This window comes from Kocuria sp. CPCC 205260 (assembly GCF_040981045.1).
In the GTDB taxonomy this organism is placed as follows: Bacteria; Actinomycetota; Actinomycetes; order Actinomycetales; family Micrococcaceae; genus Kocuria; species Kocuria palustris.
In genome coordinates this window covers 954,695-972,106 of record NZ_JAVKPT010000001.1, presented here as the reverse complement: position 1 = coordinate 972,106, position 17,412 = coordinate 954,695, and the positions used below count along the sequence as shown (strand labels likewise).

At 70.6% G+C, this 17,412-nt stretch carries 13 protein-coding genes; 8 read left to right on the top strand and 5 right to left on the bottom strand.

What is annotated here, in order from left to right:
• Nucleotide 1: 1 nt before the first annotated feature.
• A complete protein-coding gene (locus tag RF645_RS04395) occupies nucleotides 2–769 on the bottom strand; it encodes a hypothetical protein (RefSeq protein ID WP_058871434.1) in 768 nt (255 codons plus the stop codon).
• Between the two features lie 208 nt (nucleotides 770–977).
• Here RF645_RS04395 and sucC point away from each other — a divergent pair, with 208 nt between their 5' ends.
• The 7 genes from sucC to RF645_RS04360 all read left to right on the top strand — a co-directional run bounded on the left by sucC (nucleotide 978) and on the right by RF645_RS04360 (nucleotide 6,511).
• Entirely contained in the window at nucleotides 978–2,147 is a 1,170-nt protein-coding gene (gene sucC, locus RF645_RS04390) for an ADP-forming succinate--CoA ligase subunit beta (protein ID WP_058871433.1), read from the top strand.
• Between the two features lie 32 nt (nucleotides 2,148–2,179).
• Nucleotides 2,180–3,097, top strand: a complete 918-nt coding sequence (gene sucD / locus RF645_RS04385; protein WP_368818653.1) for a succinate--CoA ligase subunit alpha — start codon at nucleotides 2,180–2,182, stop codon at nucleotides 3,095–3,097.
• 213 nt (nucleotides 3,098–3,310) lie between these two features.
• Complete coding sequence (locus RF645_RS04380; protein WP_058871432.1) at nucleotides 3,311–4,045, top strand: hypothetical protein; 735 nt, start codon at nucleotides 3,311–3,313, stop codon at nucleotides 4,043–4,045.
• 70 nt (nucleotides 4,046–4,115) lie between these two features.
• Nucleotides 4,116–4,271 carry a hypothetical protein gene (locus tag RF645_RS04375; RefSeq protein ID WP_235586761.1) on the top strand — a complete coding sequence of 52 codons (156 nt, stop codon included), beginning with the start codon at nucleotides 4,116–4,118 and terminating at the stop codon, nucleotides 4,269–4,271.
• 61 nt (nucleotides 4,272–4,332) lie between these two features.
• Nucleotides 4,333–4,620: a hypothetical protein gene (locus RF645_RS04370; protein ID WP_058871431.1), complete on the top strand. Its 288-nt coding sequence runs from the start codon at nucleotides 4,333–4,335 to the stop codon at nucleotides 4,618–4,620.
• Nucleotides 4,620–4,757, top strand: a complete 138-nt coding sequence (locus tag RF645_RS04365; protein WP_161937527.1) for a hypothetical protein — start codon at nucleotides 4,620–4,622, stop codon at nucleotides 4,755–4,757. The genes RF645_RS04370 and RF645_RS04365 overlap by 1 nt, the downstream gene beginning before the upstream one ends.
• A gap of 113 nt (nucleotides 4,758–4,870) precedes the next feature.
• Nucleotides 4,871–6,511, top strand: coding sequence for an alkaline phosphatase (locus RF645_RS04360; protein ID WP_058871430.1), 1,641 nt, complete (start codon nucleotides 4,871–4,873; stop codon nucleotides 6,509–6,511).
• 407 nt (nucleotides 6,512–6,918) lie between these two features.
• Here the strand turns inward: RF645_RS04360 and RF645_RS04355 are convergent, their stop codons facing one another.
• The 3 genes from RF645_RS04355 to RF645_RS04345 all read right to left on the bottom strand — a co-directional run bounded on the left by RF645_RS04355 (nucleotide 6,919) and on the right by RF645_RS04345 (nucleotide 12,821).
• Complete coding sequence (locus RF645_RS04355) at nucleotides 6,919–8,067, bottom strand: VIT1/CCC1 transporter family protein (RefSeq protein ID WP_058871429.1); 1,149 nt, start codon at nucleotides 8,065–8,067, stop codon at nucleotides 6,919–6,921.
• A 249-nt stretch (nucleotides 8,068–8,316) separates the two neighbouring features.
• The gene (locus tag RF645_RS04350; RefSeq protein ID WP_368818652.1) at nucleotides 8,317–9,465 is read right to left on the bottom strand and encodes a hypothetical protein; all 1,149 of its coding nucleotides are present in this window, start codon (nucleotides 9,463–9,465) and stop codon (nucleotides 8,317–8,319) included.
• A gap of 299 nt (nucleotides 9,466–9,764) precedes the next feature.
• Nucleotides 9,765–12,821 (bottom strand): DEAD/DEAH box helicase, encoded by a 3,057-nt coding sequence (locus RF645_RS04345; RefSeq protein ID WP_006215530.1) that lies wholly within the window; start codon nucleotides 12,819–12,821, stop codon nucleotides 9,765–9,767.
• A gap of 161 nt (nucleotides 12,822–12,982) precedes the next feature.
• Between RF645_RS04345 and RF645_RS04340 the strand changes: the two genes are divergently transcribed.
• Nucleotides 12,983–16,108 (top strand): hypothetical protein, encoded by a 3,126-nt coding sequence (locus tag RF645_RS04340; RefSeq protein WP_006215529.1) that lies wholly within the window; start codon nucleotides 12,983–12,985, stop codon nucleotides 16,106–16,108.
• A 73-nt stretch (nucleotides 16,109–16,181) separates the two neighbouring features.
• On the opposite strand, the gene RF645_RS04335 is transcribed toward RF645_RS04340, so the two are convergent.
• Nucleotides 16,182–17,372, bottom strand: a complete 1,191-nt coding sequence (locus RF645_RS04335) for a glycosyltransferase family 1 protein (RefSeq protein ID WP_006215528.1) — start codon at nucleotides 17,370–17,372, stop codon at nucleotides 16,182–16,184.
• Nucleotides 17,373–17,412: the final 40 nt, after the last annotated feature.

Sequence of the window (17,412 nt, the reverse complement as noted above, 5' to 3'; positions counted from 1 at the left end):
TTCAGAGGAACATCATCAGGAACCACGACGCCGCCGCGCTCCAGCGCAGGCGCCCACCCACCAGCAGGTGCACGACTCCCAGCAGGGTGCAGCTGACCAGTGTCGTGAGCAGGTCGGCCCACCCGCCGACGAACAGGTCCGGAATGCCCAGCAGCAGGCCCAGCGCGATCCCGCCCAGAGGGACGCGTCGGGTCCAGGCGCGGCGGATCAGCGATTCGCCCATCGACTGGACCAGCGCCAGGATCAGCGCGAAGAGGACCGCGTAGCCCGTATGGAAGATCACCCAGGCCGCCGTCGCGAACGCCACGGAGGTCCCGTAGGTGCCGTAGAGGCCCAGCCACAGCTCGACCGGCTGCATGGTCCAGCCGCCCACGAGCAGCGGCGGGAGGATCACGGCGGACAGCAGCGCGACCACGAACAGGACCAGCGCCAGGGTGGGGGAGCGGGGGTCCGCCTCGACGTCCGCCTGGCGTCGTCCGGCCGTGAAGACCCGGCGAGCCCCGGAGGCCCGCTGCAGGCTCAGATATCCGCGTCGGGCGCCGAGCAGGGCGATCAGGCCCATGCCGAGCCACAGCAGCGACTGGGGCCACAGCGGAAGCAGCCTGCCGGGCGGGTCGAGCAGATCGGGGACCTCGGCCAGGGGGATGCGCAGCGCGCACAGCGCAAGGCTGATCAGCAGGACCCATGTCGAGGCTCGGAGCATGGCCGCCCGGGCGGGCGGCATGGAGCGGGGCCGCTGCCTCTCGCCGCGCCGTCGGGTTGCCTGCATGCGGGACAGTCAATCAACTCGGAGGCCCCGATGGGCGCAGGGCGGGGCCGAGGGCGAGTCCGCTAAGGTGGGTTCAGGAGAGGCACGTCGCTGTGCCCTGCGCCGGAGATGCACCCGGCGGAGCAGGGCCCGCGCGCCTCGACGGCAACGATCGGGCGCGCATCCGCGCGGCCGGACCAAGAACTTCGACGAAGAAGGGCTCTCAACCGTGGACCTGTTCGAATACCAGGCACGCGACATCTTCGAGAAGCACGGCGTACCCGTGCTCCAGGGCATCGTCGCGACCACTCCGGAAGAAGCAAAGGCAGCTGCTGAGAAGATCGGCGGCGTGACCGTCGTCAAGGCGCAGGTCAAGGTCGGCGGCCGCGGCAAGGCCGGCGGCGTCAAGGTGGCCAAGACCGCCGATGAGGCCTACGAGTACGCGCAGCAGATCCTGGGCATGGACATCAAGGGCCACACCGTCCACCGCGTGATGATCGCCCAGGGCGCAGACATCGCCGAGGAGTACTACTTCTCGGTGCTGCTGGACCGCGCCAACCGCTCCTACCTGGCCATGTGCTCCGTCGAGGGCGGCATGGAGATCGAGCAGCTGGCGGTCGAGCGCCCCGAGGCCCTGGCCCGCGTGGAGGTCGACCCCGCAGCCGGGTTGACCGAGGAGAAGGCCCGCGAGATCGTCGCCCAGGCCAAGTTCGACGAGGAGACCGGCGCCAAGATCGTGCCCGTGCTCGTGAAGCTCGGCGAGGTCTACAAGAACGAGGATGCGACGCTGGTCGAGGTCAACCCGCTGGTCAAGACCGGCGAGGGCGACATCGTGGCCCTGGACGGCAAGGTCTCGCTCGACGACAACGCCGACTTCCGCCACGAGGACCACGCCTCCCTGGTCGACAAGAACACCGAGGACCCGCTCGAGGCCAAGGCCAAGGAGAAGGGCCTCAACTACGTCAAGCTCGATGGCGAGATCGGCATCATCGGCAACGGCGCCGGGCTGGTCATGTCCACGCTCGACGTCGTGGCCTACGCCGGCGAGAAGCACGGCGACGTCAAGCCCGCGAACTTCCTGGACATCGGCGGCGGCGCCTCGGCCGAGGTCATGGCCAACGGCCTGGACGTCATCCTGAACGACCCGCAGGTCAAGTCCGTGTTCGTCAACGTCTTCGGCGGCATCACCGCATGCGACGCCGTGGCCAACGGCATCGTGAAGGCCCTGGAGATCCTGGGCGACACCGCGACCAAGCCGCTGGTCGTCCGCCTCGACGGCAACAACGTCGAGGAGGGCCGCCGCATCCTGGAGGAGGCGAACCACCCGCTGGTCACCTCCGTGGACACCATGGACGGCGGCGCCGACAAGGCCGCAGAGCTCGCCGCAGCCGCCAACTGAAACCGCCGGAAACCGAAAGCAGAGGAATCAGAATGTCCATCTTTCTGAACAAGGACTCGAAGGTCATCGTTCAGGGCATCACCGGCGGCGAGGGATCCAAGCACACCGCCCGGATGCTCGCAGCAGGCACCCAGGTCCTGGGCGGCGTGAACGCCCGCAAGGCCGGCACGACCGTCTCGCACAAGGACGCTCAGGGCGCCGACGTCGAGCTGCCCGTCTTCGGCGGCGTGGCCGAGGCCATGAAGGAGACCGGCGCGAACGCGTCGATCGTCTTCGTGCCCCCGAAGTTCTGCAAGGACGCCGTGATCGAGGCCATCGACGCCGAGATCCCGCTGGTCGTCGTGATCACCGAGGGCATCCCCGTGCAGGACGCGGCGGAGTTCTGGGCCCACGCCAAGGCGAACGCGGGTGAGGACGGCCGTCCCAAGACCCGCATCATCGGCCCGAACTGCCCCGGCATCATCTCCCCGGAGGAGTCGCTGCTGGGCATCACCCCGGCGAACATCACCGGCAAGGGCAAGCTGGGCCTGGTCTCAAAGTCCGGAACCCTGACCTACCAGATGATGTTCGAGCTGCGCGATCTCGGCTTCACCACCGCGATCGGCATCGGCGGCGACCCCGTCATCGGCACCACCCACATCGACGCTCTGGAGGCCTTCGAGGCCGATCCGGAGACCGAGGGCATCGTGATGATCGGTGAGATCGGCGGCGACGCCGAAGAGCGCGCGGCCGAGTACATCAAGGCCAACGTGACCAAGCCGGTCGTCGGCTACGTCGCGGGCTTCACCGCCCCGGAGGGCAATACCATGGGCCACGCCGGCGCCATCGTTTCCGGCTCCTCCGGAACGGCCCAGGCTAAGAAGGAGGCCCTCGAGGCCGCCGGTGTGAAGGTCGGCAAGACCCCCACCGAGACCGCCGACCTGATGCGCGAGCTCATGGCCGGCAAGTGATCGATCCGCGCTGAGAGCGCCTGCCCTCAGCGGAATCATCGAGCACCGGGGCCCCCTCCTTCAGGAGGGGCCCCGGTGCTCTCGCGCATCCGGGGCATCCCCCGGCAACAAGGCACGGGGTGGTGCGCGTCACGGCCTAGGTTGGGGCACCTCTCCGTCCGCCTGCAGGGACCCGCATGCCCGTGCCGCCCTGCCCTATCGAGAGGCACCCAGATGCCCCACGCCGACACCCTCCCGGCCACAGCCACGATCGACGCCGACAAGGTCGATCCGTACCTGGTGACCGGCCGCGAGACCGCGGAGCCCCCGGAGCGCATGGGCGGGCGCTTCCGCTTCCTGGGCCCCGGCATGATCACCTCCGCGGCCGTCGTGGGCTCGGGCGAGCTGCTCACGGCCACGACCCTGGACGCGCAGGTCGGCTTCATGCTGCTGTGGCTCGTGCTGATCTCGACCTTCCTCAAGGTGTGGGTGCAGATCGAGCAGGGCCGCTGGTCGATCTCCACGGGCCGGGTGGCCGTCTCGGGCTACGACGACGTCCCTCCCCGGCTCGGTCGGCGCGGCTGGATGTCGTGGCTGGTCCTGCTGGTCACCGCCTTCGCCGTGGTGATCGTGTTCCTGCTGCAGGGCACGCAGTTCTCCTGGAGCCTGGGCGACCTCGGCGACGGCATGCGCTTCCAGATCGCCCTGGGGGCCATGGGTACGGCCGTGCTGCACCCGCAGGGCATCGTCCCCAAGGGGCAGGAGGTCATGACCACGATCTCGTCCATCTTCGGCTCGGCGATCGGCACGTGGGGCGCGGTGGTCTTCCTGGCCGGGGCCGGTGTTGCCTGTTCAAGACGATCATCGCCAACGTCCCCAGCCTGGGCCGTCAGGTCGGCAGCACGCTGGCCGTCTTCGGCGCCTTCGACTGGCATGACCAGCACCAGCGCGAGCGCTGGATGCGGGTGATCATGGTGGTCCTGCCGATCGTGTGAGGCCTGCTGGGCACCCTGGTGTCCTCGCCGGCATCCTCAACGCCGTGTTCCTCATGGGCGTGGCCGTGGCGACCGTCTACCTGTCCCGGACGCAGACGGATCCGGCGGTGCGCGACGGCGCCGCCTTCAAGGTCATGCTGATCATCTCCGCCGCGGCGATCTTCCTGGTGGGCGTGATCGGCCTGATCAACCTGTTCTGAAGCCCGCTGAAGCTGTTCCCGAAGTTCCACGACGACGCACACGGAGTGCCAGCGCCATGCAGTGGGGTGGCATCTGCAGATCGGCGAGAAAGCGCAGCAGGCCATGGACGAGCTCGGGCTGCGGGTGGGCGATCCGGTGACCGTGCATCCGGCCACCCTGGTGGGGGACCACGACGTCCCCGCCGAGCTGTCCGAGCCGTTCGGTGTGGCGCTGCACGCGATGTCCCAGGCCGAGGACATCAACGGGCGCAGCGTGCTCGTCAATGGGTGCGGGCCGATCGGCGCGTTCGCGGTGGCCGCAGCTCTGCGGGCGGGGCCGCGGCCGCCCTGGCCGATGCGCTGCGGCTGATGGCCGAGGGCGTGGACGTCTCCCCGCTGATGACGCACGAGGTGATGCTCGCCGATGCCCTGCACGGCTTCGAGCTGGCCGCGGACCGGAGCGCCGGGTCCTCGAAGGTCATGATCGATCTGCGTGAGACGGCCTGAGCACAGGTCCCGGCATGGGCTCGTGACCTGCGGCATCGCGTCTTCACCTGCGTGACGACGCGGTGTCACCTCGGCGTGGGCGCGCAGACGGGCGGGGTTCGGATGATGGGGCCATGACTTCCATCTCCCGCCGCGGTCTGCTCACCGCCACTGCCGGCATCTCCGTCCTCGCCGCCCCCGCCACGGCCTCTCCGGCGGTCGCCGCGCCCAGCCAGCGCCCCTCGGCTACGGGTATCGTCCGCCGCCGCCTCCACCTGCCCTCGGGCATCATGACAGGGGAGGCCTCGAAGGACTCCGTCGTCGTGTGGTCGCGCTCCTCCGGCGACGGCCGCATGATCGTCAAGGTCACCGCGGTGGACGATGCCTTCAACCCGGCCCGCGGGCGCGGGCGCTTCGAGAAGACCGTCGAGTCCGGATGGGTCACCGCCGAGACCGACCACACCGCCAAGATCGGCGTGACCGGGCTGCCCTCCGGCTCGCAGTTCCTCTACGCCGTGCAGTTCGAGGATGAGTCCGGTGTCCGCTCGCCCGCGGAGTTCGGGACCTTCCGCACCGCTCCCGAGGGGCTGCGCCCGGGCCGCGGCCAGCGCGTCCGCCGGCCCTCGGGCACCCGTCAGTCCTTCGTGTGGACCGCCGACACCGCGGGGCAGGGCTTCGGCATCAACCCGGATCTGGGCGGCATGCGCACCTACCGGGCCATGGCGGCCACGAACCCGGACTTCTTCATCCACGCCGGCGACACGATCTACGCGGACGGCCCCATCGCGGCCGAGCACCAGGAGACCGACGGCCAGGTCTGGCGCAACGTGGTGACCGAGGGCGTGGCGAAGGTGGCCGAGACCCAGGAGGAGTTCCGGGCCCGCCATCGCTACAACATGATGGATCACAACATCCGGGACTTCTACGCGCACACCGCCCTGCTCTCGCAGTGGGACGACCACGAGACCACCAACAACTGGTACCCCGGCGAGACCCTGGAGGACGAGCGCTACACGGTCCTCGATGTCGACACCCTGGCCCAGCGGGGCCGTCGCGCGTGGCAGGAGTACCAGCCCATCGGCGACGCCCGCGCGCTCAAGCCCGGGACATCCGGCTTCGAGGATGCGCGGATCTACCGCAAGATCGAGCGCGGCTCCCAGCTGGACGTCTTCTGCCTGGACATGCGCACGTTCAAGGGCGAGAACACCGCCGGCAAGGAGGCTCACGAGACGGACATCCTGGGCGAGGAGCAGACCCAGTGGCTGATCGACGGCCTGCGGGACTCCACTGCCACCTGGAAGTGCCTCTCGGCCGATCTCCCGCTGGGGCTGGTGGTCCCGGATGGCAAGGCCCAGGAGTCGATCTCCAACACCGATCCGGGCAAGCCGCTGGGACGTGAGCTGCAGCTGGCCCGGGTGCTGAAGTCGGTCAAGGACAACGGCGTGAAGAACGTCTTCGTCATCACCGGCGACGTCCACTACTGCGCCGCGCACCACTACACGCCGGAGAACGCGGCCTTCCAGGACTTCCACGAGTTCTGGGAGTTCGTGGCCGGCCCCATCAACGCGGGCTCCTTCGGGCCGAACAAGCTGGACCGGACCTTCGGCCCGCAGGAGGTCTTCTCCAAGGCAGGCCCGGCCATGGGCTCGCCCCGGGACGCGGCGTTCCAGTTCTTCGGCCACGTGGACCTGGACGAGCAGGACCTCATGACGGTCTCGCTGCGCGACGGCAACGGGGAGATCGTGTGGGAGAAGCAGTTCGAGCCGCAGTCCTGAGCCGACCCGGATGAGCGCCCGGACCCTTCAGGGTCCGGGCGCAGTGCGTGGCATGACAGGCCGATGGCCGTGAGGTGACGGATGCAAGGCACCCGGCGCGGGAGAGATGCGCCTCCAGAAGGAGAATGCTCGCGGCCATCGGCAGACAGTCATGTCTCAATGAAGGGAGTCGTGGGCTGAGCGACTGCTGCCACTGCTGCTGCCGGCGACGAAGCACCCCCCAGTGCGGCCGTGCCGACGTCTGCGACAGTGGTCCTTCATTGCTGTGTGGCGCAAAGGCCACGAGCCGGATCATATCCCAGCCTTGGGGACTGCGGTGCGTCCCTGCGGGAAATACGTGCCTTGAGTGATGCAGTTCACAGCGTCGGAACAGGCTCCGGACATGGGCGGACGTGCACCCGGGCCGCTCAGCCGACCGTCGTGTTGAACAGCAGGCCCAGCAGGTAGGTCGCGATCGCCGCTCCGTAGCCGATCGAGAGCTGGCGCAGGCCCCTCTTCAGCGGGGACGCCCCGGACAGCAGGCCCACGGCGCCGCCGGTGACCAGCAGGGCGATGCCCACCAGGACCATGGCCAGCACCAGTGCGGGCATGCCGGCCATCCCCAGGATGAACGGGATGATCGGGATGATCGCCCCGGAGGCGAAGAAGCAGAAGCTCGAGGCGGAGGCGCCCAGATCGGTCCCCAGGGCCACGTTGTCCTCGCCGCTGTCCGCCTGGTCGTCCTCGTCCTGGTAGGACAGCGACGGGTCGCAGTCGCAGTCGAGATAGCCCAGGCGCTCGGCCGCGCGATGGGCGGCGGCCTCGGCCGACATCCCGCGGGCTCGGTAGACCAGCTCGAGCTCATTGGCCTGCAGATCGAGCTGGGGCGCCACGTCGAGGGTGACCTGGGTGGGCAGCGAGGCATCGAGCATCTCGCGCTGCGAGCGCACGGAGACGAATTCGCCTGCGCCCATGGACAGGGCACCGGCCAGCAGGCCCGCGATGCCCGTGAAGAGCACCTGGGATCCCGCCATGCCCGTGGCGCCGACGCCCATCACGAGCGCCAGGTTGGACACGAGGCCGTCGTTGGCGCCGAAGACCGCGGCGCGGAAGTTGCCGGACAGCCGCTGACGGCCGTCGTTGGCCAGGGCACGCACGATCTCCTCGTGCAGGGCCTCGTCGGCGGCCATGGAGGCGGGGACATCGACATCGTCGGCGTACGGCGAGCGCGACTCGGCGCGCTGCAGCAGCGCGAGCACGAAAACGGTGCCGAAGTGCTCGGCCAGCAGCATCAGGGTGCGGGAGCCGAGCGACGGGCGCGTGGGGCCCAGCCCGTACGGGGCGAGCTGGCTCTGCCAGTGCCGGCTGTGCCTGCCCTCGGCCTCGGCCACCTCGAGCAGGATCCGGCGGTGGCGTCCCTCGGAACGCTCGCCCAGCCTGCGGTAGATCTCCGCCTCGGCCTGCTCCTCGGCCAGGTAGCGCCGCCAGCGGCGGACCTGGGAGCGGGTGGCTGCCCCGGGATCGCCCGGGTTCAGCGAGGCGGGGGAGTCGGAAGAGGGCGCGTGTGAGCCGTTCATGGAGGAGTCCTGTCCTGTCGAGGCTCGGGCGGTCTGGGACCAGCCTGGCCGATGGGCTGAAGGTCTCGCTCATCCGCATGCGGACGGCTCGCCGGGACTCCTCCGTGAATCCGGTATGTCGACGAGCCTCCGGGGGCCGAGGCCGCCCTGGAACTACTCCCCTTCGATCGAGCCAGTCTACCTGCCCCGCGGATCGCCGGTCCGCCTCAGGGTGTGGAATCGCTCACGGCGCGACGGCCTGGGAGGACTTCAGGATGTGGGGCGATGGAACGAGACCACCGGGGCCACTGGACCCGAGGCCTGGGGGTCCTCCTCCGCTGAGCCGGTCTGCGCATCTCCCACGCCCCAGCAGAAGCGGTAGGGATTGCCGCACAGCCGCCCGATGCGCATGCCCTCGACCATCAGCTCGGCGGCCTCCTCAGCCGGCATGGGGCCGCAGCTCCAGGCGACCCCGCCATGGGCGGGCTGGCGCCAGCGGGGCTCGACGAAGTAGTCCTCGGCCCTCGGCCACAGGGCGCTCGGGCTGTTGACCCCGGAGAGACTGACGACGGTCCCGTCGGGCCCGGTGCGGGCCCAGGCAGACGGGGACGGGGGAGCGTCCTCCTCCGGAGGCTCGGAGTAGCGCAGGACCAGGATGTCCTTCCAGGCGAGCTCCTCGAGCTCGTCCAGCAGGCGGTCCCGCAGCTCGTCCCAGACCTCATGGGGCCACTCGCCCGTGGATGCCGGCGCTGCGATCAGTCCGATCCCGGGGTCGCCGAGCTCCAGGATCTCCCGGGCCACCGGCATGTCCCTCTGCCTCGGCTCGCCGGGCTGGCCTCCGTCCAGGCCCATCCCGTCCAGCGCGCGCGCCCAGTCGCCGCCGCCCAGACGGCGGGCGACGACCGAGGCGGCCGGCGGCCAGCGCAGCTGATGGGACTGCGGGACATCGGCGACGAGCCGGGTCTCCATGAGCAGCTCCTGGTACCGCGACTGGCGCAGGACCGGGCGCTGGCCCGAGTGCACCTGCTGGCGCAGCGCGCCGACCAGCATGAGGCTGTTGGCCAGGATGGCCCCGGAGGGGTCGTACCCGCCGGTCAGGTCCTCGAGGATGTCGACGTCCTCGGGGCTCAGCAGGGCCGTCGCCTGGGGATCGGGCTCCAGGCCCTCGGCCACGGCGGCCACGACCTCGACGCCCAGGCGCAGCTGGCGGTCGTCGTAGTGGGCCCGGTCGCGGGCGACCGGCTCGCCGAGCACATCCCGGCGCAGCCACGCGGCCCAGGAGCTCGGTGCCCTGTCCGGGAACAGGGTGTGCAGACGGCGGCGGATGTCGGCGGGTGCGAGCCCGGAGGCGACGAGCGAGTCGGCGACCAGGGCCGGGACGCCCTCGGACTCGGGCCGCTCCGCTGAGATGTGGGACACGGCGATCACTTCCTCGGCAGGCAGAAGGCGGTTGCGCGGCGGTGCGCGGGTGGTGTCGGCAGCTGAGCGCGCGTTCCACGGGGCGGCGGATTGCTCCGAGCGCGACCGACGAGCGGCTCATGGGCGGGCGGAGAGGCCTGTCCGGACGCTTGTCGCATCCGGTCGGCCCGCGGGCGCCCTGACGATCTCGCGCGGCCTCCACGCTAGACGAATCCGGGCGCAGTCTCACGGGACCACAGGCCCCGGACGGCATTATGACGCCGCGGGCGCGGGCGCGGGGCCGGTGGGTGGGAACGGCCTCAGTCCCGCAGCAGCTCGAGGACGTCGTCGGCGCTGAGCTGGGAGGCGAAAGTCCCGTCGTCGTCCATCACGGAGTCGAACAGCGCGGCCTTGCGGCTCTTGAGCTCCATGACCTTCTGCTCGATCGTGCCCTGGGCGATCAGTCGGTAGACGAGCACCTTCCGGGTCTGCCCGATCCTGTGGGCTCGGTCGATCGCCTGGTTCTCCGCCATGGGGTTCCACCAGGGGTCCAGCAGGAAGCAGTAGTCGGCCTCGACCAGATTCAGGCCCGTGCCTCCGGCCTTGAGGGAGACCAGGAACACGCGGGTGCGTCCCGAGCGGAAGTCCTCGATCGCCGTGGCGCGGTCGCGGGTCGAGCCGTCCAGGTAGGAATAGGGGATGCCGAGCCGGTCCAGGCGCGCGGCAGCGAGCTTGAGGAATCCGGTGAACTGCGAGAACACGAGCGGACGGTGCCCCTCTGCGACGATCTCCGGCAGGTGATCGAAGAGCACCTCGAGCTTGGAGGAGGGGACCTCCATCTCGGGATCCACCAGCGACGGGTCCAGGGCCATGAGGCGCAGCTTGGTCAGCGACTGGAAGATCGTGAACCGGTTGCCGTTGAGATCCTGCAGCAGCCCCAGGACCTTGGATCGCTCGCGCTGCAGGTGCAGGTCGTAGAGCCGGCGGTGCTCCTCGGACAGCTCGATCTCGAGGGTCTGCTCGATCTTGGGCGGCAGCTGAAGATCCACGGACTCCTTGGTGCGGCGCAGCATGAACGGGGCCAGGCGCCGGCGCATCCGCGACAGCGCGGTGCGATCGCCCGAGGTCTCGATCGGGCGCTGATAGGCCTCCGCGAAGCGCCGTCGGGACGGGAACAGCCCCGGGGCGGTCAGTGCGAGCAGCGCCCACAGGTCGGTCAGCCCGTTCTCCAGCGGGGTGCCGGTCACGGCGATCGTCGTGTCGGTGCGCAGGGCCCGCGCGGCGCGGTGGGCGCGGGTGCGCGGATTCTTCACGAACTGGGCCTCATCCAGCACCACGGCAGAGAAGTCGATCGCGCTCCACAGCTGCTCGTCCAGGCGCAGCAGCGCGTAGGAGATCACCACGACGTCGTGCGCGCCGGCCAGCTGCTGCGGCTCCTCGCCGGTGGCCGCGGCCGTCCCGGGCATGGAGCGCACGGACAGCTCCGGGGCGAAGCGGCGGATCTCCGAGACCCAGTTCGGCGCCACGGAGGTGGGGGCGACCACCAGGAAGGGCCCGCCTGCGGGGGCCTCGGCGAGGCCTTCGGCAGCGCGGTCGTGGGCGCGCTGGAACATGGCGATGGTCTGCACCGTCTTTCCCAGGCCCATGTCATCGGCGAGCACGCCGCCCAGGCCGAGATCGTGCAGCGCTGCCAGCCAGCGGAAGCCGTCGACCTGATACGGGCGCAGCTGCGCGTGCAGAGCCTGCGGCACCTCCGGCGGATCCTCCTCCTCGAGCCCCGCGCTCAGGCGGGTCACGGCCTCGCGCCACCGGCTGACCGGCTCGGAGCGATCGGCCAGCTCCTCGAACTCCTCCCACAGCCCCAGCTGATGCCGCGAGATCATGGGAGCGTCCGAGGGCGTGTCCTGCAGCGAGCGGGCCTCCTTGAGCAGCTCCCTCAGCTTCTCGAAGCGCGGGGCGTCGAGGCCGAACCAGGTGCCGTCGGGAAGCATCATCACGTCCTGGCCCTGGGCCAGGGCCTTGAAGATGTCGGCGAAGGCCACGTGGAAGTCGCCCACGCGGATCGACACGCCCAGATCGAACCAGTCGCGGCGCTGGCTCGAGGCAGTGCTCACCGTGATCTCCGGCGGATCCTGCGACGGGCGGTAGGCCGGCTCCGTGCCGCGGGTCTCGATGCGCAGGTCATGGATACGCTCGAGCTCGGGCAGCCAGTCGCGCAGCAGCACCACGGCGTCGTAGCCCACGTAGGCGCTGCGGCGGAACTCGAGGTCGGGGATGCGCCGGTGGACGGCGGTGGTCATGGACGACTCCCAGGTGGAGTCGCGGCGCACCGGCTCGGTGCCCAGGGGATCCGCGGGGCGGAAGGGCAGCCGCAGGCGCTCAGCTCCCAGCTGGTACTCCCACTCCCACTCCAGGCGCACCGTGAGGTCGTCGTGGGTCACCGTGAGGACCATCTCCGGGGCGGCGACATCCGGCAGCTCGATGGAGCCGTCGTCGCTGGTCATGGCGATGCGCTGCTGCAGGCGGGGGAACCACCGCTCGACGAACTCCTGGACCTCGTCGTCCGGGACCGTCATCTCCTGCGCGGTCTCCAGGAAGCGGCGCTGATCCCGGGTCAGGCGCGTGCTCAGGGGCACCAGGCGCAGCGACATGGCGTTGAGATCGGACTCCGGGTCCAGGTGCTCCGGCGCGGAGCCGGAGAAGGCCGGAGGGGCGTCGTCCTCGGCCACGGGGAAGAACAGGCCGTGCCCCGGATCGCCCACGACCCCGGCCGAGGTCAGCGGGATCACCCGGCGCAGGCCCTCCTCTTCGACCACGACCTCCGGGTGCAGGACCAGGCCGTGGTCCTCGTCGCGGCTCAGATCGACCTGGAAGCGCCCGGCCGGATCCAGCACGACGGGCCGGCCTCCGCCCGCGCTGACCAGGGAGACGTCCAGCTGCTCGGCGCGCTCGAGCAGCGACCACAGCATGGGCGACTCGTAGTGCTCCACCCTGATCCAGTGCCGGTCATGGGCGACCTGGCGCGATCGCACGTTCGCGAGGACGCGCAGCTCGTCGAACCAGTCCGCCTGCTCGGGGCTGACGACCCCCGTGCGACCGGCGTCCACCACGCGCTCCCAGTCCAGCCCGCCGCGGATCCAGGTCCCGCGCGCCCCGCGTCGAACCGGGCGCATTCCCAGGGTGTAGGGAGCCCCGGCGGCGGGCGCCGCCTGACGGACCCTGCGCAGCAGCGGCAGCTGCAGGTCGAACTCCAGTCCGACCTGGGCCGATGGGCCGTCGTCGAAGGAGGCCTCGAGCGCGCCGTCCTCCTCGTCGTCGAGCATCCGCTCGAGCGCGCGCTTCCATCCAGAGGCTCCGGAATCGGGTGAGGCGGTCATCCGACCGATTCTACGCGGCGCCCGGCACCTACAATGGGAGGTGCTGTCCGAACGCACCCGTTCGGGCACAGGACATGACACCAGAGGGGCGGCTGCGGATCGCGGCCGACCGGAATCCGGCATCAGGACGGCGGCTCGGGGAGCCGCGGACGGAGGAGAAGTTGGCTCATACGCGAGGACTCAGCCTCGGAGACCATCGGATCGCCCGCAGCGCCGCAGAGATCGAGTACCTGCGCTGGAACGACGCCGTGTGCGCGGCGCTGTTCGGAACCGACAAGGCGGGCGAGCTGGTCCCGCTGGATCTCGACGACGCCGTGCTCGCCAGGATCGGCGCCGAGCACGAGATGGACGGGCCCTCGGTCCTGCGCGCGATCGCCGACTCGGTGACGCCGCTGCTGGTCCTCGACGGATCGCGCACCCCGGTCCTCGAGGCGTTCACGCGGATGAACACGCTGTGGTACCGCGACTCGCGCCGCGCCCTGGACTCCCTGGAGGAGCTGGCCCCGCCGCCCGTCGTCGCGCTGCTGTGCCTTTTCGCCGTGGCCGGGCGCCACACCTCCCGTCTCGCCTCGCGCACCGGCGCCAAGGCGGCCACGGCCTTCTACCTGCCCCTGTCGATCCTGCTCGGAGCCGGCCAGGACAACGCCAAGGCCCTGGAGGCCTCGTTCAAGAAGGACGCCGAGGGCTACTGGGACGCCGTGCGCTACTGGCTCGAGCTGCGCGACGGCGAGGTCGGGCTGCCCGTGGGCGATGCTCTGAACCAGCGGCCCGTGGGCCTGGCGCTGTCCCAGTCGCTGCTCGGGGAGTCCGAGCGGCGCCAGCTGCACCAGATGTTCGAGGACATGGGGCTGACCATGGCCCAGGGGCTCTCGGCGGGGGAGCTCGGCATCTACCTGGACTTCTGGCTCGACGTGGCCGACACCGAGGTCTCGCCGGAGATGAAGAAGCTGTGGTCCACCTCCTCCACCCGCGACCCGGGTCTGGAGATCGCCCGCTCCGAGCTCATCCGCTGGGAGCGCTCGCGCGAGTCCGCCGGAGGCCCGGTGCCGGTGCGCCGCTCGGCGACCTCCCGGCCCGGTGAGCATTCGGCATCGCTGACCCTGGTCGACTCGGTCGACTACGTCGGCAATCCGCAGTTCGAGTTCGGCTTCGTGGTGCCCAAGCGCTACATGGCCGATCGCGATGTCGAGCTGGAGACCACCGCAGGGCCGCGCTCCGTCTTCCTGTCCTACATCGGCGATGCCTACCTGGGGATCTCCGCATACTCCGCGCGCATCGACCCGCAGTCGCTGCTGCTCGGCGAGCTGCGCCTGTCCGCCGGCGCCCACAGCTTCCGGCGCTCGCCGCGCCCGGTCGTCGTGTTCGCCAAGGACGGCTTCTCGGACACCTACATCTCCGTGGACCACATCCCGGCCGCCTGGCCGTGCCGCGTCCTGGTCCGCGACGACGAGGACCTGATCGCCGGCATGCGCGCGATCCTCGAGGACTCCGCCTCCCCGGACTTCACCTTCCGTCCCGCGGGCACCGCTGGCCTGCCGGAGGGCTGGGCCCTGTTCGACGGCGTCCAGGTCCTGCGCGCCGGCAACCCCGAGCTGACCGCCGATGACAACTTCTCCGGGATGGTGCCGCGGCTGGTCCCGTCGATCCGTCTCTCCGGCGGGCTGCGCATCCCCGGCGACGTCATCCGCTGGTCCACGCAGCGCCCGCCGCAGATCACGGTGGTCTCCGACTCGGATGATCCCCTGACCCTGGAGGTGGAGTGGCGCCACGCGGAGACCTTCCGCCTGGAGCGGCACAAGCTGGCCGAGAACCGCACCCCTCCGTTCCAGATCTCCGTGGAGTCCACTCCCATGGTCGGCCCGGATGGCCGGCTGCGGCCCAACGACTACATCCTGGTCCTCAAGGCCGGACGCACCGTGAAGCAGCGGATCGCCTACCAGGTCCGCGACACCAGCTTCTACATCACGCAGCGCTCGCTGGGATATGAGGGCGAGATGCTCCACGAGCCCACGGATGCGCTGTGGCCCGTCACGGCGGCGACCGCCGAGGAGCTGCCGGAGGAGTACGTCCAGGGCGCCTTCGACAACCTGGAGGCCCATCCGGTCGAGACCGATCTCGAACTGCCGCTCGTGCCGGGCTGGCACTCCGAGGAGGGCCAGCTGCTGGTGCCCCGGGAGAACGTGCTGCCGGAGCACGACGGCCCCTCCTGCCTGCGGACGGGGCGGCACCGCATCGTGATCCCGCCCATGGACCCCAAGTCCAAGGCGACCTGGATCTTCGGGCGCTGCCGCGACTGCGGCATGGAGAAGCGCTACCCGGGACGGCTGACCAAGGCCTCGGCGGTCTCGGAGGTCGGCTCGGCGGACGCCCTGCAGTTCATCGGCCCGGAGGTCGGGGAGCACCCGTCGTCGTGGGGCCCCTTCCGGGACGCGCTCACGTTCCTGGGCGGCGGCAAGCGCTCGTCGCTGTCCATCGTGGCCCGACAGCTCGAGGACACCGAGCGCTTCGAGGAGTGGTTCGTGGGCAACCTCCACGCGCTCGGCTTCCTGGAGACGATCCGCGACGCCAACTGGACGGTGCGCCGCTGGCAGGTCTGCTCGCCGGCGCTGGCCCAGCTCGTGGACGGCTCGGTGCTTCTCACGGGCGGGTGGACGCCGCAGAAGGAGGCCCAGGTCGTGGCCGCGGCCGAGAAGGCGGGCGGCTCGGTGGTGACGCTGTCGCCCGAGGACCACTCCATGTCGCTGATCATGGATGCCGAGCTCGAATCGGTGGCGGAGCATCTGCCCGAGGGCCTGTGCGACGTCGTCTACGAGGCCGGTCCGGTCATGCTCGACACCCTCCCTCCGCTGTCGGAGGTCGAGCAGGGACTGCCGCGCGCGGAGATGCAGTACAACGGCGTGGCCGAGCGCTTCGACCCGGCCGATGCCACCTGGCACGCCACGACCGACCGCGAGCAGGTCGGGCTCTTCCGCATCAACCACCACCACCGCACGCGCTACCGGTTCCGCACCGAGGCAGACGTCGAGTCGGGCCACAGCCGACTCGTGAACTCCGGGCTGGGCAAGCATCTGGCCGCTCGCCAGGCCGGAGCCCCGCTGGCGGCGTGGGACGAGTCCCTGCAGCTGCTGTCGGTGCCGATCGGCGCGGAGCTGCCCGGGCTCTACGCCCGTGCCGCCGTGCTGTGCTCGGGGCTGATCCCCACCCGCGTGGACGACGACTTCTCGCTGAACTACGGCGACATCACCCGCGAGTTCGCCGAGGTGCTGGTCGCCAAGCTGATGGGCTGAAGAACCAGATCCGCCACGACGGCGGGGCCGGTGCGCGTGCAGCGCACCGGCCCCGCCATCGTCGGTCCCCTGATCAGCCGGCGCGCACGATCCGGCGCACCGAGCGGTGGCGCTGGGAGGTGATGCGGGCGCGCTCGTAGTGGGCGAGCAGCTGGTCTCCGATGGCCGCCCAGGTGCGGGACTCGACGGTCGCACGTGCGGCGCGGGCGAAGGCCGCCCGCTTGGCGTCATCGCCCACGAGGTCGCGGACGTGGTGCTCCAGCTGGCCCAGGTCGCCCGGGCGGTACAGCCAGCCGTTGCGGGACTGATCCACCAGGTCCAGGGGGCCGCCGCGGCCCGTGGCCACCACCGGGACGCCCGAGGCCATGGCCTCCTGGATCGTCTGGCAGAAGGTCTCGAACTCTCCGGGGTGCACGAAGACGTCGAACGAGGCCATGGTCCGGGCCAGGTCCTCGCCGCCCTGGAAGCCGGCGAAGTGCGCGTTCGGCAGCCTCCGGCGCAGAGCCTCCTTCTCCGGGCCCGAGCCGACGATCACCAGCCGGGAGTCCGGCAGGGCGTCCAGGCGGGCCAGGTCCTCGACCTGCTTCTCCGCTGCGAGCCGGCCGACGTAGCCGATCAGCTTCCGGCCGCCGCCGATCTCCTGGCGCCAGGCCTCGTCTCGCTTGGCGGGATCGAAGCGCACGGCGTCCACGCCCCTGCGCCACATGTGCACGCGCTGCACCCCGTGCTCGTGCAGCTGGCGGATCGCGAACGTCGACGGCGCGAGCGTCACGGTCGCGAGGTTGTGCAGCGTCTGCACGTGGCCCCACAGCACGTCCTCGAGCAACGGGGCGCCGTAGCGGGCGGCATAGCCGGGGATCTCGGTCTGGTAGACGGCCGCGCAGGGCACGCCGAGCTGGTGGGCGGCCTGGACGCCGCGCCAGCCGAGCACGAACGGGGAGGCCAGGTGGACCACGTCCGGGGCGAAGCGCTTGAGGATCCGGCGCACGGTCGCGGTCGGCCCCGCGGCCAGGCGGACATCGGGGTAGCCGGTCAGCGGCACGGCCGGCAGGCGGTGGACGACGAGCCCGTCCAGGGACGGATGTCCGGCGGCGTCGCCGTCGAGAGCCTCGACCGTGTGCGTCATCTGCAGCGGATCGGCGGCGGGGCAGATGACCATCGCATGATGGCCCTGGGACCGAAGATGCTCGATCACGCGGATGACGGAGTGGGTGACTCCGTTCATATGGGGCAGGAACTGTTCGGCGATGACAGCGATTCTCACGCTGTCCAGTGTGGCGCTGCACGGGGCACGCAGCGTCGCC

Bases quoted from the DNA above. Each gene is read 5' to 3' on its own strand.
- RF645_RS04380 (WP_058871432.1), top strand. From the start codon at position 3,311: ATGCCCCACGCCGACACCCTCCCGGCCACAGCCACGATCGACGCCGAC.
- RF645_RS04360 (WP_058871430.1), top strand. From the start codon at position 4,871: ATGACTTCCATCTCCCGCCGCGGTCTGCTCACCGCCACTGCCGGCATC.
- RF645_RS04355 (WP_058871429.1), bottom strand. From the start codon at position 8,067: ATGAACGGCTCACACGCGCCCTCTTCCGACTCCCCCGCCTCGCTGAAC.
- sucD (WP_368818653.1), top strand. From the start codon at position 2,180: ATGTCCATCTTTCTGAACAAGGACTCGAAGGTCATCGTTCAGGGCATC.
- RF645_RS04345 (WP_006215530.1), bottom strand. From the start codon at position 12,821: ATGACCGCCTCACCCGATTCCGGAGCCTCTGGATGGAAGCGCGCGCTC.
- RF645_RS04365 (WP_161937527.1), top strand. From the start codon at position 4,620: ATGGCCGAGGGCGTGGACGTCTCCCCGCTGATGACGCACGAGGTGATG.
- RF645_RS04395 (WP_058871434.1), bottom strand. From the start codon at position 769: ATGCAGGCAACCCGACGGCGCGGCGAGAGGCAGCGGCCCCGCTCCATG.